A 17,419-nucleotide genomic window follows, 5' to 3' on the forward strand; every position below is an offset into this window, starting at 1 on the left:
GCCACGGGAGGAAACGTCATGCTGCGCGCCGCCGCGTCCGTCTTCATGCTGCTCGGTTTCTACGTCGTCGCGCTGCTTCAACTGGTCGCCGTGCTGGCCTTCGTGGTCTGGGTCTCCGTCGAGTCGAACGCGACCATCGGCCTCAAGCTCGGCCTGCCCCTGCTGTTCGCCGTCGGCGCGACCGCGGTCGGCCTGTGGCGGGCGATCCGGACCCGTCCACAGCCGATGCACGGGCTGATCGTCGCGCCGCACGACGCCCCCGAGCTGTGGGGTCTCGTGCAGGCCCTGGCGACCGAGGTCGGCACGCGCATGCCGGACGAGATCCGGCTGGTGCCGGAGGTCAACGCGGCGGTCAGCGAGGACGCCAGGCTGCTCGGCCTCATCGGCGGCCGGCGCCGGCTCTACCTGGGCATGCCGCTGCTGCAGGCCCTCTCCGTCGACCAGCTGCGCTCGGTCGTCGCGCACGAGCTGGGGCACTACTCCGGGCGGCACACCCGGCTGGGCGCGGTCGCGTACCGGGGCCGGCTCGCGATCGGGCACACGATCGGCCGGATCGGGCGGTGGAACCCGGTCGGCTGGGTCTTCCGCGGCTACGCGCGGCTCTACCTGCTCGTCGACAACGCCGCCTCGCGGCGCCAGGAGCTCGACGCCGACCGCGCCTCCGTGCGGGTGGCGGGCCCGGAGGTCGCCATCTCCGCGCTGCGCGAACTGCCGATCATCGACAGCGCCTGGGACTTCTACTTCAGCTCGTACGTGGCGTGGGGCTGGGAGGCGGGCTTCGCGCCGGACGACATCTTCGGCGGCTTCGGCGCGCTGGTCGCCGCCCGCAACGAGGAGCTGGCGAAGATGCGCGACGAGGAGCCCGAGGAGCACCGGTCGCGCTGGGACACCCACCCGTCGAACGCCGAGCGGATCGCCGTGATGCGCGCCGCGCCGCAGGTCCCGCATCCCGCCGACGGCCGGCCGGCCGGGGCGCTGCTGCCCTCCATCGCCGTCGCCGGTGTCGCCCTGCAGCAGGCCGTGGTCGAGGTCGGCAGCCGGCAGGTGCTGCCCTGGCCCCAGTTCACCGCCGCGGTGGCCACCGCACGCCTGCAGCGCAACGCCGACCGGCTCTTCCGCTCGCTCGGCCGGCTCACCGGCGTGCCCGACCCGGGCCTCGGCAACCTCTTCGACCTGGTGGCGGCCGGCCGGCTCGGCGAGCTTGCCGAGGAGTTCCACCAGGACTCGACCCGTAAGGAGGCGGCGGCCAAGTTCGCCGCCACTATGGACATGCTCTTCGTGCTCGCCGCGGTCCGGTCCGGCGTCGCGTACTGGCGGCACTCGTGGTCGGAGCCGGTCACGCTGACCGACGCGGACGGCGCCGAGGTCGACTTCGAGGAGATCGCGAAGCTGGCGGTCTCGCCGGACACCGTCGAGCAGGCCCGCGCCCGGCTCGCCGAGGCCGGAGTCCGGGTCGAGGCGGCCGCGATCGTCGAGCGGGCGGCCACCGCCACCGGAGCGGGCGTCATCGGCGCCCTGGCCAACTTCAAGGTCGACGGGGTGCACACCGACGTGGTCCTGCTCGATCGCGGCTTCGTGTTCGTGCCCGGCCCCAAGTCCACTGACAACGGCAAGGACCGGCTGCACGCGTTGATCAACTCCGGGCCGGTCGAGGAGCTCGCGCAGCGCTACCACTTCCTGCCGTACGAGGAGATCGCAACGGCGACGATCACCAAGCGCAGCCCGGTGCGGGCCGAGCTGCGCACCCACGGCGGCACCGCGATCGCCCTGGAGGGGCGATGGACGGGCGAGGAGCTCGGCAAGAGCCAGGACGCCCTGCTCGCGGTGCTCGACCGGGTCGTGCTCCGCTCGACGGTCTGACCCGGGCCGGCCTGCAATAGGCTGCGCCGCATGCGGACGATCGACTGGGCGGACGGCGCCATCGAGATCATCGACCAGACGGCGCTGCCGGGGGAGCTGCGCGTCCTGCGGCTCGCCACGATCGCCGACCTGGTCGCGGCGATCCGGTCGCTGGCGGTACGCGGCGCTCCCGCGCTCGGCGTCGCCGGCGCCTTCGGGGTGGCGCTCGCGGCCCGGCAGTTCGCCGGCGACGACGCGGCGCTGGCCGGTGCCGTACACCTGGTGGAGCATGCCCGGCCCACGGCGGTGAACCTCGCGCGCGGAGCCCGGCGGGCCGCGGCCCGGCTCCCGGCGGGCCCGGACGCCGTGCTGGCCGAGGCGTTCGCGGTGCGCGACGAGGAGATCGCCGCCTCGGCCGCGATGGCCGCCCTCGGCGCCGACCTGATGGTCGAGCTCTGCGGCGCGCGACCCCGGCTGCTGACCCACTGCAACACCGGGGGCCTCGCGGCGGTGACCGGGGGCACGGCGCTGGGCGTGGTGACCGAGCTGCATCGCCGCGGCGCGCTGGCCGGGGTGATCGCCAGCGAGACGCGGCCGCTGTTGCAGGGCGCCCGGCTGACCGCCTGGGAGCTGCGCGAGGCGGGCATCGACTTCCGGGTCGCGGTCGACTCGGCCGGCCCGTTCCTGCTGGCCCGGGGCGAGGCCGACGCGGTCATTCTCGGCGCGGACCGGATCTGCGCGAACGGCGACGTGATCAACAAGATCGGCAGCTACGCGCACGCACTCGGCGCGCGCCGCGCGGGTCTCCCGTTCGTCGTGGTCGCGCCGGAGTCGACGGTGGACACCGGGACCCCGGACGGCGCCGCGGTGGAGATCGAGGACCGCGGCGCGGCCGAGGTCACCGGCTACTCGGACGCGGTGAACCCGGCCTTCGACGTGACGCCGCACGACCTGGTCACCGCGATCGTGACCGACCGGCGGGTGGTCCGCCTCGACCGCGGCGAGCGGCTCTAGAGGACCTGGTCGCCCGTGGGCTTCCAGGGCTTCATCCAGGGCGATTCCGGCCAGCCCTCGGCCGCGGCCATGATCGGGTACGCCGTGCCGCCGTCCAGCGCCTCGCGGATGATGTCGGCGTGCCCCGCGTGCCGGGCCGTCTCCTGGATGAGGTGCAGCAGCACCCAGCGGACCGACCAGTTGTCCAGGTCCTTCGGGTTCCACGGCACCGAGTGGTCGATCGGCACGTCCTGCCCGAGGTCCGCGATCTCGGCGATGGTCTTCTCGGTCTTGGCGGCGACCCGGTCGTAGTCCGCGAGGACGTCCTCGATCGTCTCGTCGTCCCGGAGGGCGAAGTTGTCGGCGTAGGCGTGGTAGTCCAGCTCGCGCGGCTCGCGGCGTACGGTGTCGATCCAGCCCTCCTCGATCGACGAGCAGTGCTTGATCAGGCCGCCGACCGTCAGTTCGCTCGCGGTGGGTGCGGCCCGCAGCTGTTCGGGCGTGAGCCCGTACGCGGTGAGCCTGATGACGTGACGCATCTGGGCGAGGTACGCGAGCAGGCCCTCCCGCTCGTTGGCGATGGCACCGACCTGACCAGGCATGGGCCTGTCTCCTGTCCTGTTGTCCGGGGTTACCGCCTCAGCCTAGGAACGATTGCGGTCAGTTTCCGGCCGCAATCCGGCCACGGTTCCGTCGTTTATCGCCGAGACCCAGCCGCCGGCCCGGCCCAGTGCCAGCAGCGCCTCGACCTCGGCGGGCACCTCGACCGGCTCGCCGGGCCCCGGTGGCCAGGCCCGCCGCAGCTCGCTGGGTCGTCGCAGGCCGGCGGTCAGGGCCGCGATCGGGTCGCCGAGTTCCAGCTCCCGGGCGAAGGACTCCAGGTCGTCGATGACCCCGGCCAGCACCCGCCGTACCGCGGGGGCGTTGCCGCCGCACATGGCCGCGATCAGTTCGGGCCGGGTGGCGGCCACCCGGGTGCCGTCCCGGAACGACCCGGCCGCCAGCGTGCCGGCCAGCGGATTGCCCTCCAGCACGCCGCTGAGCGCGGCGGCCAGCAGGTGCGGCACGTGGCTGATCGCGGCCACCGCCCGGTCGTGCTCCGCGGCGGTCACCGGCACGACGCGCGCACCGATCCGGGTGAACAGCCGCGCGAGGGCCAGCCAGTCGGCCGGATCGGCGTCGTCCGGCTCGAGGCAGAGCACCCATGCGCAGCCGTCGAAGAGCCGCGGATCGGTGGCCGGGAAGCCCGAGGACTCCTTGCCCGCCATCGGATGGCCGCCGACGAACCGGCGGTCACCGAGCAGGTCCCGCACCGGTCCCTTGACCGAGGTGACGTCGGTGATCAGCCCCGGGTAGCCGTCGAGGCCGGCCAGGACGTCGGGTATCGCCGGCAGCGGCACCGCGAGCACGGCGACCTCGGTGCCCGCGACGGCCTCGGCGACGCTCTCGGCCACGTGCCAGGCGTCCCCGGTCGTTCGGTCGCCCGGTGCCGGTCTCGCCAGGGCCCGGGCGGCCTCGCGGGTCTCGGCGCCGGCGTCGTAGCCGGTGACCCGGTGCCCGTGCGCGGCCAGGGCCCGCAGCAGGGAACCGCCGATGAGACCGAGTCCGATGACTGCGACATTCACGCCGGAGACTCTCGCATACCCCTTCGGTATCAGCCGTAAGGACGTGTTGCTTTTCGTCCGTTTCGCCACTAGATAGCCGTGATCGATACGTTTACGTTGATCACGTGACGTACAGGGGCAAACTTTGCAGGTGGCGCGTTATCTCCGTGATCGTGGGCGTGGCCGTCGCGGCGCTGGTGACGCCGGCGCAGGCGGCGCCCTCCGAGACGCCGGACATGGTGCCGGGCTTCAACGGGACGGTCCTTGCGGTGGCGTACTCGGGCAGCACCGTCTATGTCGGCGGCGACTTCACCGCCGCGCTCGTCAAGGGCAAGGCCGTCAAGCGGTCCGGGCTGGCGGCGATCAACGCGGTTACCGGCGACCTGCTGCCCTGGGCGCCCACCGCGGACGGCCGGGTCAAGGCCCTCGCGGTCAGCGGCTCCTCCGTGTACATCGGCGGCGACTTCGGCACCGTCGGCGGGCAGCGGCGGGACAGCCTCGCCCGGCTCGACGCCCGCACCGGAGCGCTGTCCGGCACCTTCGACCACGCGATCGACGGCAGGCCGTACGCGCTGGCGGCCGGCAACGGCCGGCTCTACCTCGGCGGGGTGATCACCGGAGTCGACGGGCGGGCCCGGGCGGGGCTGGCGGCTTTCGACCTGAGCAGCGGCGCCCTGGACGACAGGTGGAAGCCGACTGTCGACAACCAGGTCGAGTCGCTGGCGGTCGGCGGCGGGCGGATCTACGTCGGCGGCAAGTTCCACAAGGTCAACAGCGTCGCCGGGTACGACCGGCTGGTCGCCCTCGACCCGTCCACCGCCAAGATCGTCACCGGCTTCCGGCCCGGTCCGTCGGTCATCACCTACGGCATCGCGGTGACCCCGGGCGGCGTGTACACCGCCAGCGGCGGCCGGGGCGGCATGGCCACCTCCTACAGCCTCTCCGGCGCCACGCGCTGGACGGCGGCGTTCGACGGGGATGCGCAGGCCGTCGCCGTCCTGGGGGAGACCGTCTACGTCGGCGGGCACTTCGATCAGGCCTGCCGGACGACCCGCAGGGGCGCGCAGGGCGTGTGCCTGGACGGTTCCGACGACCGGGTGAAGCTCGTCGGGCTGGCGGTGGGCGACGGCCACCTGCGCGACTGGACCGCCAACGGCAACGGCATCGAGGGCGTGCTCGCGATGGCCGTCAACCCCGGCCTCGCCGCCGTCGCGGCGGGCGGCGCCTTCACCACGATCGACGGGCGGACCCAGAAGCGGTTCGCGCAGTTCAGCTGAGGCCGCTCAGCAACGGGCATTTCTCCGCACCGCGGGGCCGCATTCCTTGGGCGAGGGATGCGGCCCCGTCCCGTCGGTCAGGCCTTGCAGTCGTGGGTCTTCTTCCAGGCCGCGACCGCGGAGACCGGGCTCTTGCCGCCCTTCTTGCGCCAGGACGTCAGGTAGGTCGCCGGCCAGACGACGCCGCGGCGGACCTTCCAGTCGCCGGTCCGGGCGCACGGCGGCGAGATCCCGTAGTGCAGGTGGCAGACGCCGTTGGCGTTGCCGGTGCGGCCGACATCGCCGAGCCGTGCGCCCGCCTCGACCCGGACGCCCGCCTTGATGCCGGACTCGATCCGGCTCAGGTGCGAACCGTAGTAGCGAACGCCGTCGTCGCCGAGGATCGAGACCGAGAGACCGCCGTTGAGCGGGCCGTCCGGCTGCCCCTTCACGTAGGCGTCCTTGCGGCTCACCTCGAGCACGACGCCGCTGGTCGTGGCCACCGCGGGCTCACCGCAGTCGGCGAAGATGTCCGTCGCCGGATATTTCGAGTGGGTCGGATGGAAGGCCACGTTCGACGCCTTCACGGGGAAGACGTACTTCACCCGCACCGGCGCCGAGGAGGGCGCTTTGCTCGGCGTCGGTGCCGGCGTCGCCGAGGCGGTCACCGCGGGGGCGTTCTCGGGTGAGGCCGCGCCCGCCGCCGGGTCCGCGGCCGCCTGCGACGGCACCACGAACTCGGGCGTCACGGACGCCGACGGCGAGTCGCCGGGCGAGCCGCAGGCGGCGAGGGAGCATGCCGCGACGGTCAGGGCCGAGAGGAAGCGCAGGGAAAGCACCGGGCCATCCTGGCAGAAGTCATCCATGAGCGCCGACCTGCCGATGCTGGATAGGCTGGCCGTCACGGGCCGGCGAACCGGATGGAGGGCGACGATGGCCGAACAGCACGGATCCTGGCCCGGTGCGGCCCAGCCGCCGGTCGGATGGCTGCCCGGACGCCCGCCCCCGCCCCGCGGGCTCCCGCCCGGCCCGCCGCCGCGCCCGGTCTATCGCGAGCCGCACCCGGTGGGCGCCGGGCCGCTGCTCGCCGGCGCCGGCGCGACCCTGGTGTGGTTCACACTGTTCGGCTCCCTCGGCCGGGATCTGCTCAGCTATGCCTGGTGGACGATCGCCGCCGCGATCTCGGCCTGGGCCGTGGCCGTCGTGCTGGCCGTGCTCGGCGACCGCGGCGCGGCCACCGGAGTGGCCCTCACGGGCGCGGTCGGTCTATCGATCGCCGCCGGTGTCGTGGCGGTGCGCTGGATCACTACAAGCGACTGGCCGCTGTGGTGAATGTCCAGCTCTGCGCTGGTGTGTCATCGACGAAACGTGTGTCTATGGTGGCGCAGCGCACTCGGCCTTGACGAACGTCGTGCGGCTGGGCACGCTCGGCCTCATGGCCCACGTACCGCAGCGGCTCGACCCGGATCGTCGCCGTCGCCGCCTCGAGCTTCTGGTCGCACTGGCCGATGCGAAGTCGGCCCGCGAGCACAGCCAGCCCCAGCGCCTGCGCGGTGCCCGGCTCCGCGAGTTGATCGCGAACCGCCGCCGCCACGCGAACTGAGTTTTTCAGCTTTGGCCTCCTTCGGGGCGTGGCGCTGCACTTGCGCCGCGCCAACGGCTACCGTCAGGCGCTGAGGACCACAGTTCCGTGGGGGGATTCGTGTCGATTTTCGCTGCCGCCGTCGTCCGGGGCAAGAACGGGTGGACGGCGTCGGAGCTGGAGCTCACCGGCATCGCCGACCTCGACGAGGTCGTGGACCGGCTTCGCGACGCCGAGCCGGACGCAGAGCTGTCGCTGCTCTTCGTCGAGGCCGACGATCAGTACCTGGTGATACTGCGCCTGGACGAGGGCGAGGACCTGCGCGTGTTCGGCTCCGACTCGGCGTACGCCGACGAGTCGCGGCTCGGCGCGCTGCTGCTCGCCGACATCGAGACGCCGGCGCTCGAACTGGACGACCTCGCGGCGCCCAGGCCCGGCTCGGACGACGACGAGGAGGACCGGCCGGCCGCGGACCCCGACGCCGACCCGGTGGGCGACGTCGAGATCCTGACCGATCTCGGGGTGAGCTCGCACCGGCTGCTGACGCTGTGCGGGTTGGAAGGCATGCTGCCGGCGGATGTGACCGCGGAGATCTGCCAGAAACTGGGCTGCGGCGACGAGATGGAAGAGCTCCGCGAGGCCTGATGCTGCGTCCCAAGCACGAGCAGTGGATGCGGCGGGCGTTGTCCGTCGCATCCGCGTCGTCGGAGGACGTGCCGGTCGGCGCCGTCGTCTATGACCCCGACGGCGAGGAACTGGCCGCGGCCGGCAACGAGCGCGAGCTGAACGGCGACCCGACCGCACACGCGGAGATCATCGCGCTGCGCCGGGCCGCCGTGCTCACCGGAAGCTGGCGGCTCGAGGGCTGCACCCTGGTGGTGACGCTGGAGCCGTGCACGATGTGCGCCGGAGCGCTGGTGCTGGCCCGGGTGTCCCGGCTCGTCTTCGGGGCCTGGGAGCCGAAGACGGGCGCGGTGGGCTCCCTCTGGGACGTGGTCCGGGACCGGCGCCTGAACCACCGCCCAGAGGTCTACGCGGGCATCCTGGAGGACGAGTGCGCGGCGATGCTGCGCACGTTCTTCCGGCATAGCTGATCGCGGTGACTAGCTGATCGCGGTGTCCAGGCCGATCTGCACCATGTCGGAGAAGCCCTGCTCGCGCTGCGCGGAGTCCATCTTCTCGCCGCGCTTGATGTGGTCGCTGACCGTCAGAATGGTCAGCGCCTTGGCGCGGTAGCGGGCCGCGATCGTGTAGATGGCGGCGGACTCCATCTCGACGGCGAGCACGCCGTAGTCGCAGAGCGTGTCGTAGAGGTCGGGCCGGTCGGTGTAGAACGCGTCCGCGGCGAGGATCGGACCGACCCGCAGCGCGATCCCCCGCCGCTCGGCGACATCGGCCGCGGTACGCAGCAGCGAGAAGTCCGCGACGGGCGCGTAGTCGATGAGCCCGTCGAACCGCACCCGGTTCATGTTCGAGTCGGTGGCGGACCCGATGGCGGCGATGACATCACCGAGCTGGAGGTCCTCGGCGAGCGCCCCGCAGGAACCGATCCGGATCAGCGACTTGGCGCCGTACTCGTTGATCAGTTCGTGGGTGTAGATCGAGGCCGATGGCATACCCATGCCGGAACCCTGCACGGAGACGGGCACGCCCTGCCAGGTGCCGGTGAAACCCAGCATGCCCCGCACCTGCGTGTAACAGACGGGATCCTTCAGGAACGTCTCGGCGATCCACTTCGCCCGCATCGGATCCCCCGGCAGAAGAACCCGCTCGGCAATGTCGCCCGGCTGCGCGCCGATGTGCACACTCATGAACAAGATCCTGCCAGGCGACCCGGCCGAAGGCGCGGTGACCTCAAGGTTCGCCGCGGGAAGGCGACCCGGCGACGGGGCCCGTCAGGCGTCGGGTAACCTACTTCGCGGTGGTGTGTCCGAGCGGCCTAAGGAGCACGCCTCGAAAGCGTGTGAGGGTGCAAGCCCTCCAAGGGTTCAAATCCCTTCACCACCGCCAGCAGCAGGCGAAACGCCCGGCAGTCCGCCGGGCGTTCCGTCGTTTCAAGATCAATCGTCTCAGTTGCCGTCTCAGTTCGGCCCAGTTCAGGCCCGTACAAGCGCTCCTGACGTGCCGTCATCGTCGTCGCCCTGGGCGTCGTCAACGGCCCACAGAAGCCCGTCGACGCGCTTCGCGATGTCGTCTCGTACCTGGGCGGTGAGGTGCTGGTACCGCATTGCCATCGAGCCGTTGGACCAGCCCATGATGCCGATCACGGCCCGTTCCGGTACGCCGAGCAACAGCAGCACAGTCGCGGCAGTGTGCCGGGCGTCGTGCAACCGACCATCACGCAGCCCGGCTCGCACGAGTAGTCGCTTCCAGTCGGTGTAGTCGGTACGCGGGTTGACCGGCTCGCCGGTCGGCGTAGTGAACAGCCAGCCGCCCTCCTTCCACAATTGCGCGGCGGTCAGGCGCTCTGCAGCCTGCTCTACCTGATGCTTCCGCAGTAGCGCCACGAGGGCATCCGGCAATCCGATTGTGCGCCGACCCGCGCGCGATTTCGTCTCGGCTGCCTCTTTGCGCAGGGGCACCCGATCCGGGCAGTGACCGCCGAACTTCTTGCCGCACGTGTCATGGCAACCGTGCCGCCATCGTGGCCGTTGCCGTCCCCGCCGCACTGTCAACGTGCCTTTATCAAGGTCGAGGTCCGACCATTTCAGTCCGAGCGCTTCGCTTTGTCGCAATCCGAGCGAGAGCGCTACTGCCCATCGTGCGCTATTGCGCCGAGTCAACGCTTCGTCCAGTAGGTGCTTTACCTCGTCGACGGAATAGGGCTCCACTTCGTCCTCCCCCAATCGCGGCGCTTTCGCTAATGATGCGGGGTTCCTAACGAGATGCCCCCGCCGCATCGCTTCATTGAGTGCCGTGCGAATAGTCCGATGCGCCTGATGAGCGGTCGCCGGTGCGCTGCCGTTGGCCTGCATTCGGCCGTACAGCTTCTCCAGGTGCTCAGGCTCCAACCGGTCGAGCCGGTGCCCGCCCACGCCCGGGATCAGGTGCTTGTTGACCGCGACGCGGTAGCCCGCGATGGTGTTGTCTCGGACGGCGGGCGCGGCGATGTTCTCCACCCAGTGCGTCAGCCACTTCTCTACGGTCCACCGCTGTCCCGGCTTCCGTACCGTTCCGCTGTCTCGTTCTTTCTCCAGCGCTCGCACGCGGCGGATGACCTCGGCTTCGCTCTTGGATTGAACGTGTCGGCGGTCCGGCTTGCCGTTGTCCTTCACTCCGACGGTTACCCGGCCGTGCCAGTCGCCATCGGAGCCTTTGTAAGTGGTCGATGCGCCATTCGGTCTACGTCCCATTTCGTGGTAGTCCTCTCTCAGGCGGCCTGGCGGATGTCGGTAGGTCCGGCAAGCAAGTTGTCGATGTATTCGGTCAGGCAGCGAACGGGCACCCGGCGAAGTCGGCCGATGGTCACGGATTGCACCTCGCCGGACATCACGAGGGCGTACATGTTGGTGCGCCCGATCCGCAGGCGGCGGGCCGCTTCCTCGATGGTCAAAACAACGTCGGTTTCCATGTCGCTCTCCCCGTGATTGATGCTGGTGACGGCGTGGTGGGCATCCATAGCGCTTCTGCGGGCCTTTCGTGCGTGATTGGCCTCGGGGGATGGGTGCGGGTGGCGGCGGCGCACAGGTGCTTAGAACGGCCCGCCGTGAGCGCCGCAGGGCCAAGATCGGAGCATGGTCGGGATGAAGGGATGCACCGACGTGTCTGCGTGGCTCTCAGCGGGCCGTTCTGGCGGTCGCCCGGTGGCGATGTCCCGGGCGGGCGGGGTAGCCGTCCCAGCCGTCCCAGTCGTCCCAATGCAGGTCAGGGCTGGGACGGCTTTTCGCGTGGGACGGCTCAAGCCGTCCCAGTGGCGGCTTGCGGCGTAAGGTCGCTGTTGCTGGTCGGCGTTGCACCTTCGGGGTGTATGCGCCGGCCAGTTCCGCTTTCGGGCGCGGGGGGCATCTCGTCGTCAAGGGTGGGTTGGGACGGCTTGAGCCGTACCACCGTGGCAAGCCGTCCCGGGGTTGAGCTGGGCGGGGACGGCTGGGACGGCTGGGACGGCTCCCCTTCCGGGCAGTAGCGGTGCCAGGCGTCGGCGAAGTCGCCGCGTTGGTAGCCCTTGGCTTGTCCGGTCGTGAAGCGGATGTTGCCGGAGGTGATGTCGTACTCGCGGAGCAGCGTGCCGAGCCGCATGGCGGTCAGGCCGGTGCCGCCGTACTCGGCCCATGGTGCTTCCGGGTCGGCTTTGAGCCGGTCGAGGAGCACGGCGGTGGGGATGGCGTCGTGTGTGCCGAACGCGGCGCGGCAGTCGGTCAGCAGTCGGATGCGGTCGGAGGTGACGGTGTGCCCGTCACGTTCGGCGGTGAGGGCTTCGGCGGCGTGCCGTCCCCGGTCGGGCCACTCACCTCCGGCGAGGTCGGCGACCGCGATGAGTGGCTCCCACGTGTCGGCGGCCCGGTCTTCGAGCGGCATGGTCGGCTCGGCGTGTTCGAGCGCGGGCAGGTGACCACGGATCCACTGGCTGAGGTCGTTGGCGAGCTGGCGCAGTCCCGGGCCGTCGCGGCGCTGCCGGTACGGTGCGACCTTCTCGCCGGGAGCGCGGCGGCGCATCCGGATGACCACCGCGCGGTCTTCGATGGTGTCGGGCATCTGCCCGATACCCGCGAGGGCGGCCATGGCGAACGTGGCGATCTTCTCGACGCGTTTGGTGTTGCTGTCGTAGCGGATGGTGGGCCGGTTGCGCTGGTGACCGGCGTTGAGCAGGCCGCGTAGATCCTCGTTGGCCTCGGCCTGCTTGCCACCGAAGATGGTGTCGGCCTCATCGAGCAGGATGGTCGGCGGGTCCTCGGTGCCGATCGAGCGATAGACGGCGGCCGGGGACGCGTTGACGGTGATGAGCGGGTTGTGGCAGGTGCCTTCCACGATGTCGAGCAGCCGGGACTTGCCGCACTTCTTCTCGGGTGCCCGGATGACCAGGCGCGGCGCGTGCGCCCATGCCGGTTGGGCGTGGCTGGCGGCGATCCACAGGATCACCCCGTCCACGGATTCGGGTGAGGGAAGCACGACGTAGCGGGTGAGCGTGTCGTGGAGCCGGTCGAGGATTGCGGTGCCCTCGATGGCCCGGTGTGGCTTTGTCATGCGGCGATCCCTTCGGTGGCAACGGATTCCGCGTGGAATCCGCCGGTGATGGCGGCCCGGGTGTCGCGGTCGCTTTGGCCTGCTTGGCGTCCGGCGGCGTACAGCGCGGCGTGGGCGTCGGGGGCGGTGAGGGCTCCGGCGGCGACCATCCGGGCGACACCTCGGGCCGCGCCGTACAGGACGTTGCGGCGGCGGCCTTCCGGGGCGCGGGCGACCGCATCGAGGTGCGCAGCGAGCAGGGCGGCCGGGGATGAGATGCCCCGCCCCGGCGTGAGCGGGGTGACGGTGGCGGCCGGGGCGTCGGGCGGTGCGATCGGCCGGCACACCGCGACCAGCGGCGGGGGCATCTCATTGACAGGCCGGTCCCCCACCCTCCGGTACGGCTGTCCGGTGCCGGGGTGGATGGACGGCGGGGCGACGACGTAGCCGCCATCGGCCTTGATGTCGATGCCGGGGTGGCCATGCAGCTTGGCGGCTAGGGTGCCGCCGGGGTGGCGGTAGTACAGGTGCCAGCCGCCGGAACCGGTGCGTACGCACCGCGTTGGCGGCATCAGCTCGGGGAGCACCCGGCCGCCGTTGCGGGGGTCGATGTCCACCACGGCCAGGTCGCACAACTGCCCGGTGCGGATGGCGAGCAGCCCACGCGCGACAGCGGCGTGCATGGCGGTGATGCGGTCGGGGTCGCGGGTGGCGGCGTAGAAGCCGTGACAGGTCAGGTGACCGCACGTGGCCGGATCGTGGTTGGTGTCGACCTTGGGGCAGGCCGGGCAGTTCGCGACGGGTCGTTTGGAACGGCCGAGCAGGAACACGGGGTAGCCCTCGGCGGCCAGTGCGAGCGCGGCGACCAGCATCGGGCCAGAGTCGGTCATGGGTGACTCCTGGGTGAGCGAGGCGGACGGCGGTTCGGGTCGCCCGACCAGCGCGGCCGGGGTGTGCGCGGGGCAGCGCGGCCCGGTCAGATAGCGGCGCACCCGGTCGGTGGCGAGGCAGACGCGTGCTTCGCCGCCGATCCAGTGCCCGCACGCTGCGGTGGCGGGGTTCATCAGGCAGCCCGGCGTAGCCGGTCCGTGTTGGTGTTGGTCATCGCCGCGCGGGTGGCGTTCAGGGCGGCGCGGGTGGCCGGGTCCATGAGGGTGTGGTCGGTGGCGTCCAGGCCGTGGGTGAGGGCGCGGTTGCGGCGCGCCTCCAGGAGCGCGGGTAGGTCGGGGTGGCCGATGCGGCGGCGGCCTCCGGGCAGGCGGGTGACCGTCAGCCCGTGGGCTTCGGCGGTGGCGTCGGTGCGGGCGTGGATGCGGTCGGCGATGCGGTCGAGCAGGCTCACGACGGTTCCCTTCGGCGTGGCGGTCATCGGGTGCCTGCGGTCGGCTGGTTGGCGCGGCGGCGGGCGGTGGCGTCGGCGTGGATGCGGGCGAGGTAGTTGAAGGCGGCCCGGCCGTGGCGCAGCCGGAGGCCGGAGCCTTTGCAGCGGCGGCAGGTGGTCAGGCGGCGGGTGATTAGGCGGGGGTGGCTGCCGGTCTTCTTGCACCGCCAGCAGCGGCCGAACGGCAGCGCCCAGCACAACAGTGCGTAACCGGTGATCAGGGCGGTAGTGGCGAGCAGGGGTGTCACGAAGTGCCTCCAGAGGCGTTTTCGGGCCTGTTTTCGGCATGGGTCTACCTACTACCTGCGGAAAGTCGTCGCAGGCAGTAGTTCCGGTGGGGAGGTAGGGGCAGGGGTAGAGCTGGCTCTACCTAGTGCTCTGCCCCTACCTCAGCCGCTACCTAACTCTGCGTAGATGAATCGGTGTCCGGCTCGACCTCGCCGTCCGGGCCGTCGTCGGCGTTGGCGGCGGCGTCGCGGTCGGCGATCAGCTGGCGCAGCTCGGCGGTCTTGTAGCCGTTGCGGTTGCGGCCAGCGACCTTGACGCCGAGCGAGGCGAGGCCCAGCGCGCGGGCCAGCTCGGACAGGGCGTCTTGGGTCATCGCGGGGTACGCCTCGGGCCACCGCTGGGTCAGCGCCTGAGCGGCGGTGTCCCAGTGCTGGCCGTTGGCGGCGGCCACTTCCAGCAGGTCGGCGAGCAGGTCCCGGGCGGCCGGGAGGCTGTCCTTGCCGATCACGGTGCCGCGCCGCAGGGTGGTGGCGCGGCCGATGATCGCGGCGGCCTGCTCCTTGGTCGGGAAGTGGTTGCGCACGCTGACCGGCTCGGACAGACCGGTCAGCACTCCCCATCCGGCGTCGATGTCGGGGCGGTAGATGGTGCCGGTGATGCCCCGCTTGTAGGCGCCGGTGCCGAGGATCATGTCGTTGGCGACCTGATCCGGGACGGCGAGGCACCATCGGATGCCGATGTTGCGGGTAATGCCCGTGGGCAGGCTGTCCTTGTCCGGGATCTGCGTGATGATGATCAGCGTGATCGCGAGGGCTCGGCCGCGCTTGGCGAGGCGTTCGGCGGCCAGTCCGGCTTCCTTGCCCACAGTGGAGTCGCCGAACAGCTCGTGCGCCTCGTCAATGACGATGACGATCGGATGCAAGCCCGATCCGGGCTTGGCGGCCAGCTCCGGCGTAACCTTGCGCTCAGGTGCCTCGCCGCGCACGTAGGCGTCCTTGATGCGCTTGCCGCGCCGTTCGGCCTCGGCCAGGCCCCAGTTGAGGATGGCGAGGCCAGCGGCCATGTCCTCATCGGACAGTCCGCAGACGTAGGTGGAGCACAGCGGTTCCATGTCGAGGAAGTCACCGGTGCCCTTGTACTCAGCAATCTTCATTTCCACGGTGGGATCGAGCAGGAACATCGTGACCAGCGACCGCCCGGCGAAGGACTTGCCGGAGCCTGGCCGTCCGCCGATCAGGTAGTTCATGCCGAAGCCCTTGGCCTTGATCGGCCGTTGCCGCTGGTCGTAGCCGAACTCGGTCAGCTCGAAGTAGTTCGTGCGGGCGGACTCGTCGGTCAGCGACCAGCGCGGCTTGCCCATCTGCGAGGCGGGCTTGTAGCCCACCCACAGATCGACCTGTCCAGCGTGGTCCGGTCCGGCGGTCGGCCACACCTGATCGACCGGCAGCCGCAGCGCACTGGAGAGGGCGTCGCGCTTCTCCAGCACCTTGACCGCTTCCATGCCCTCGGGCAGGTCGATACGGGCCAGCCAGCCCGGCCCGTCACGGTGGATACCGGGGTGCTTGAACGCGATGGACGCGGGGTCCTTCATCCGGCTCATGCCGAGGTTGGAGAACGCGGAGCGGACCATCTCGGCGGTCAGCTTGGTGAACTTCGGGCCGTTGGACACCCGGTCAACGATCGGGGTGTCGATCGGCCGGCCGATCCGGGCCATCAGCACGGTCAGGCCGGCCAGGGCCGCCCACCATCCCCAGCCGGGTACGGCGTCGGTGGCGGCGAGCACCATGAGCGTGACCGCCAGGACCACGGTTGCGGGGATGACCAGCCACCACCGACCCCGGGCCTCCTTGGACCGGGTGCGGTTGAGCGCCTGCCAGGTGTAGGCGTCATTGGAGGTGGCGGCGTGCTGGCGCAGGTTCCAGTTGCCCTCCTCCGCGCTGGCCCAGTGGATGATCCGGCCCACCGTGCGCCACGCGCCTTGCGGCGCATACCAGGCGGTCTTGGCGGCGTACTTCGGGGCGCGGGTCAGGTAGAACAGGAACGTGTATCCGGCGAGGTCAGCGGCCACGCGGACCCGGGCACGGAACTCGAACTTCGACCGCATCCAGGCCGGGATGATCGGCACCCGGGGGCGGGTGGTGATGGTCGCCCACGTGGTGGTCAGCGGTACGTCGTCGGCGTCGACGGGCACGCCCTCGATGACCTCGCCGACGTGCAGCACCTCGGCGTCGTCGCCGGGTTTCAGGTCGGCGCCCGGCCCTGCGGGCTCGATCGCGGTGTCCGGCTCGGCGAGTCCACCGGGCACCAGGCGCAGGTAGCGGCCCGGTTCTTCGTTGTCGGGCGTACCGGTCGGGTTAGGGGTGGGGGTGGTGGTCATCGGATGCGCTTCCCTTCGGACTGCTCGGCGATGTAGGTCAGCCGCTGGTGGATCGCGGCGGGCACCCGGCGCGGGGGCCCGCTCGGGGTTTCCTGCTCCGTTTCGATGAACGTGATCGTTGAGCGGATGCCGCCGACGAGCTGCGCGAGCAGGGCGCGCAGGAAGTCGATGCGGTGCAGCAGCTCGGCGTTCTGTCGGCGCAGCGCCGGGCACTGCGGGCACTGCCCGCCGTCGCGGCTCACCGTGCGGCCCCGATCAGGTGCGGGTATCGCTGGGTGTCGAACAGGGTCACGAACTCGTGGATCTCGTCGGGGGCGAGCACGTGGGCCAACACGCCGGTGACGGTCCAGGCGTCGATCGTGTCGCCGTACACATCCACGTCGGTGATGCAGGGCTCGGCTCGTCGCAGGTAGTTCGCGACGGGGCAGCACGTCGCGTCGGCGCGGCGGCCGGTCACTCCGGCTTCGGCGAGGTGGTGGGCGATCGCGTCCGGGGTGTCACCCAGCTCGGCGATCAGATCGGCGATTCGGTCGGCCAGTTCGTCGGCATGCAGGTCGTCGGTGTGCAGGGATGGCAACATCAGGGGTCTCTCCCGTGAGGTCTGAAAAGGGTCTTGCGGGGTGGGGGCCGGAGCGCGGCCAAGGGGCCTGCGAAACCGTGAGGTCGCGCTCCGGGCGTAGTCAGCTCTGGTCTGCCTTGCGCTTCTGCGCAGACGCGGCCAGCCTGCGGCGGACGGCTTCGTCGCTGAACAGCGGCGGTGCGACCTTCTCCGCGCGGCGGCCGAGGGCGGCCCACCGCCGGTCGGTGATCGTGTCCGGTACGCGCTTGGCCATCAGCGGCCTGCCCGCAGGGTGCGGATCGAGTCGCCGAGACCGAACCGCCGCTTGGAGGTCCCCTCGAAGTCCAGGGAGCCCTTACGCGGGTTGAACGTCTGGTCGGTCACCACCGGGCGGCCCTTGCTGTCGAAGTCGTGTCCGTAGGTCTTTCTGCGTGCCATGT

22 protein-coding genes and 1 tRNA gene are annotated in these 17,419 nt (G+C 71.1%); 8 read left to right on the plus strand and 15 right to left on the minus strand.

Translation table 11 applies throughout. From position 1 onward, the window contains the following. Positions 1-18: 18 nt before the first annotated feature. A complete protein-coding gene (locus AB0B58_RS34395) occupies positions 19-1,860 on the plus strand; it encodes a M48 family metalloprotease (RefSeq protein ID WP_360232571.1) in 1,842 nt (613 codons plus the stop codon). 30 nt (positions 1,861-1,890) lie between these two features. Further along, on the plus strand, positions 1,891-2,853 hold the full coding sequence (gene mtnA / locus AB0B58_RS34400) for an S-methyl-5-thioribose-1-phosphate isomerase (RefSeq protein WP_360232574.1): 963 nt from the start codon (positions 1,891-1,893) through the stop codon (positions 2,851-2,853). Here the strand turns inward: mtnA and AB0B58_RS34405 are convergent. Together AB0B58_RS34405 and AB0B58_RS34410 are read right to left on the minus strand one after the other, a co-directional pair. Next, positions 2,850-3,434 carry a DinB family protein gene (locus tag AB0B58_RS34405; RefSeq protein ID WP_360232577.1) on the minus strand — a complete coding sequence of 195 codons (585 nt, stop codon included), beginning with the start codon at positions 3,432-3,434 and terminating at the stop codon, positions 2,850-2,852. The two genes, mtnA and AB0B58_RS34405, sit on opposite strands and share 4 nt — an antisense overlap. 42 nt (positions 3,435-3,476) lie before the next feature. Further along, a complete protein-coding gene (locus AB0B58_RS34410; RefSeq protein ID WP_360232580.1) occupies positions 3,477-4,457 on the minus strand; it encodes a prephenate dehydrogenase/arogenate dehydrogenase family protein in 981 nt (326 codons plus the stop codon). 152 nt (positions 4,458-4,609) lie between these two features. On the opposite strand from AB0B58_RS34410, the gene AB0B58_RS34415 reads away from it, so the two are divergent. Further along, on the plus strand, positions 4,610-5,713 hold the full coding sequence (locus tag AB0B58_RS34415) for a hypothetical protein (protein WP_360232583.1): 1,104 nt from the start codon (positions 4,610-4,612) through the stop codon (positions 5,711-5,713). Between the two features lie 77 nt (positions 5,714-5,790). Here AB0B58_RS34415 and AB0B58_RS34420 read toward each other — a convergent pair whose 3' ends face one another. Then, positions 5,791-6,531 carry a M23 family metallopeptidase gene (locus AB0B58_RS34420; protein WP_360232586.1) on the minus strand — a complete coding sequence of 247 codons (741 nt, stop codon included), beginning with the start codon at positions 6,529-6,531 and terminating at the stop codon, positions 5,791-5,793. A 94-nt stretch (positions 6,532-6,625) separates the two neighbouring features. Between AB0B58_RS34420 and AB0B58_RS34425 the strand changes: the two genes are divergently transcribed. From AB0B58_RS34425 to tadA, 4 genes are all read left to right on the plus strand, one after another. Continuing rightward, the gene (locus AB0B58_RS34425) at positions 6,626-7,024 is read left to right on the plus strand and encodes a hypothetical protein (RefSeq protein WP_360232771.1); all 399 of its coding nucleotides are present in this window, start codon (positions 6,626-6,628) and stop codon (positions 7,022-7,024) included. Between the two features lie 67 nt (positions 7,025-7,091). After that, the gene (locus AB0B58_RS34430) at positions 7,092-7,295 is read left to right on the plus strand and encodes a hypothetical protein (protein ID WP_360232589.1); all 204 of its coding nucleotides are present in this window, start codon (positions 7,092-7,094) and stop codon (positions 7,293-7,295) included. Positions 7,296-7,394: 99 nt separating this feature from the next. Next, positions 7,395-7,919: a tRNA adenosine deaminase-associated protein gene (locus tag AB0B58_RS34435; RefSeq protein ID WP_360232592.1), complete on the plus strand. Its 525-nt coding sequence runs from the start codon at positions 7,395-7,397 to the stop codon at positions 7,917-7,919. Then, the gene (gene tadA / locus AB0B58_RS34440; protein ID WP_360232595.1) at positions 7,919-8,368 is read left to right on the plus strand and encodes a tRNA adenosine(34) deaminase TadA; all 450 of its coding nucleotides are present in this window, start codon (positions 7,919-7,921) and stop codon (positions 8,366-8,368) included. The genes AB0B58_RS34435 and tadA overlap by 1 nt, the downstream gene beginning before the upstream one ends. Before the next feature lie 9 nt (positions 8,369-8,377). Here the strand turns inward: tadA and deoD are convergent, their stop codons facing one another. Then, the gene (deoD, locus tag AB0B58_RS34445; RefSeq protein ID WP_360232598.1) at positions 8,378-9,085 is read right to left on the minus strand and encodes a purine-nucleoside phosphorylase; all 708 of its coding nucleotides are present in this window, start codon (positions 9,083-9,085) and stop codon (positions 8,378-8,380) included. 109 nt (positions 9,086-9,194) lie between these two features. On the opposite strand from deoD, the gene AB0B58_RS34450 reads away from it, so the two are divergent. Continuing rightward, positions 9,195-9,284 (plus strand) — tRNA-Ser (locus AB0B58_RS34450). Between the two features lie 86 nt (positions 9,285-9,370). Here the strand turns inward: AB0B58_RS34450 and AB0B58_RS34455 are convergent. From AB0B58_RS34455 to AB0B58_RS34505, 11 genes are all read right to left on the minus strand, one after another. After that, positions 9,371-10,627: a site-specific integrase gene (locus AB0B58_RS34455; RefSeq protein WP_360232601.1), complete on the minus strand. Its 1,257-nt coding sequence runs from the start codon at positions 10,625-10,627 to the stop codon at positions 9,371-9,373. A gap of 17 nt (positions 10,628-10,644) precedes the next feature. Beyond that, entirely contained in the window at positions 10,645-10,845 is a 201-nt protein-coding gene (locus AB0B58_RS34460) for a helix-turn-helix domain-containing protein (RefSeq protein ID WP_360232604.1), read from the minus strand. Between the two features lie 326 nt (positions 10,846-11,171). Next, positions 11,172-12,455 carry a DUF3631 domain-containing protein gene (locus AB0B58_RS34465; protein WP_360232607.1) on the minus strand — a complete coding sequence of 428 codons (1,284 nt, stop codon included), beginning with the start codon at positions 12,453-12,455 and terminating at the stop codon, positions 11,172-11,174. Then, a complete protein-coding gene (locus tag AB0B58_RS34470) occupies positions 12,452-13,324 on the minus strand; it encodes a bifunctional DNA primase/polymerase (protein WP_360232774.1) in 873 nt (290 codons plus the stop codon). Before AB0B58_RS34470 ends, AB0B58_RS34465 begins: the two co-directional genes overlap by 4 nt. A 173-nt stretch (positions 13,325-13,497) precedes the next feature. Beyond that, the gene (locus AB0B58_RS34475; protein WP_360232610.1) at positions 13,498-13,776 is read right to left on the minus strand and encodes a hypothetical protein; all 279 of its coding nucleotides are present in this window, start codon (positions 13,774-13,776) and stop codon (positions 13,498-13,500) included. Positions 13,777-13,799: 23 nt separating this feature from the next. Then, positions 13,800-14,063 carry a hypothetical protein gene (locus AB0B58_RS34480; RefSeq protein WP_360232613.1) on the minus strand — a complete coding sequence of 88 codons (264 nt, stop codon included), beginning with the start codon at positions 14,061-14,063 and terminating at the stop codon, positions 13,800-13,802. Positions 14,064-14,215: 152 nt separating this feature from the next. Then, entirely contained in the window at positions 14,216-16,420 is a 2,205-nt protein-coding gene (locus AB0B58_RS34485) for an FtsK/SpoIIIE domain-containing protein (protein ID WP_360232616.1), read from the minus strand. Further along, on the minus strand, positions 16,417-16,662 hold the full coding sequence (locus AB0B58_RS34490; RefSeq protein ID WP_360232619.1) for a hypothetical protein: 246 nt from the start codon (positions 16,660-16,662) through the stop codon (positions 16,417-16,419). Before AB0B58_RS34490 ends, AB0B58_RS34485 begins: the two co-directional genes overlap by 4 nt. Beyond that, positions 16,659-17,000, minus strand: coding sequence for a hypothetical protein (locus AB0B58_RS34495; RefSeq protein ID WP_360232622.1), 342 nt, complete (start codon positions 16,998-17,000; stop codon positions 16,659-16,661). The genes AB0B58_RS34490 and AB0B58_RS34495 overlap by 4 nt, the downstream gene beginning before the upstream one ends. 100 nt (positions 17,001-17,100) lie before the next feature. After that, on the minus strand, positions 17,101-17,253 hold the full coding sequence (locus AB0B58_RS34500; RefSeq protein ID WP_360232625.1) for a hypothetical protein: 153 nt from the start codon (positions 17,251-17,253) through the stop codon (positions 17,101-17,103). Beyond that, positions 17,253-17,417, minus strand: a complete 165-nt coding sequence (locus AB0B58_RS34505) for a hypothetical protein (protein ID WP_360232628.1) — start codon at positions 17,415-17,417, stop codon at positions 17,253-17,255. The genes AB0B58_RS34500 and AB0B58_RS34505 overlap by 1 nt, the downstream gene beginning before the upstream one ends. Positions 17,418-17,419: the final 2 nt, after the last annotated feature.

Origin of the sequence: Actinoplanes sp. NPDC049118 (genome assembly GCF_040648555.1) — a bacterium.
GTDB lineage: Bacteria > Actinomycetota > Actinomycetes > Mycobacteriales > Micromonosporaceae > Actinoplanes.

Excerpts from the sequence above, each read along its gene's own strand:
- AB0B58_RS34465 (WP_360232607.1), bottom strand. The coding sequence starts at position 12,455 with ATGACAAAGCCACACCGGGCCATCGAGGGCACCGCAATCCTCGACCGG.
- AB0B58_RS34470 (WP_360232774.1), bottom strand. The coding sequence starts at position 13,324 with ATGACCGACTCTGGCCCGATGCTGGTCGCCGCGCTCGCACTGGCCGCC.
- AB0B58_RS34455 (WP_360232601.1), bottom strand. The coding sequence starts at position 10,627 with ATGGGACGTAGACCGAATGGCGCATCGACCACTTACAAAGGCTCCGAT.
- mtnA (WP_360232574.1), top strand. The coding sequence starts at position 1,891 with ATGCGGACGATCGACTGGGCGGACGGCGCCATCGAGATCATCGACCAG.
- tadA (WP_360232595.1), top strand. The coding sequence starts at position 7,919 with ATGCTGCGTCCCAAGCACGAGCAGTGGATGCGGCGGGCGTTGTCCGTC.
- AB0B58_RS34500 (WP_360232625.1), bottom strand. The coding sequence starts at position 17,253 with ATGGCCAAGCGCGTACCGGACACGATCACCGACCGGCGGTGGGCCGCC.
- AB0B58_RS34505 (WP_360232628.1), bottom strand. The coding sequence starts at position 17,417 with ATGGCACGCAGAAAGACCTACGGACACGACTTCGACAGCAAGGGCCGC.
- AB0B58_RS34495 (WP_360232622.1), bottom strand. The coding sequence starts at position 17,000 with ATGTTGCCATCCCTGCACACCGACGACCTGCATGCCGACGAACTGGCC.
- AB0B58_RS34405 (WP_360232577.1), bottom strand. The coding sequence starts at position 3,434 with ATGCCTGGTCAGGTCGGTGCCATCGCCAACGAGCGGGAGGGCCTGCTC.
- AB0B58_RS34485 (WP_360232616.1), bottom strand. The coding sequence starts at position 16,420 with ATGACCACCACCCCCACCCCTAACCCGACCGGTACGCCCGACAACGAA.
- AB0B58_RS34460 (WP_360232604.1), bottom strand. The coding sequence starts at position 10,845 with ATGGAAACCGACGTTGTTTTGACCATCGAGGAAGCGGCCCGCCGCCTG.
- AB0B58_RS34425 (WP_360232771.1), top strand. The coding sequence starts at position 6,626 with ATGGCCGAACAGCACGGATCCTGGCCCGGTGCGGCCCAGCCGCCGGTC.
- AB0B58_RS34395 (WP_360232571.1), top strand. The coding sequence starts at position 19 with ATGCTGCGCGCCGCCGCGTCCGTCTTCATGCTGCTCGGTTTCTACGTC.
- deoD (WP_360232598.1), bottom strand. The coding sequence starts at position 9,085 with ATGAGTGTGCACATCGGCGCGCAGCCGGGCGACATTGCCGAGCGGGTT.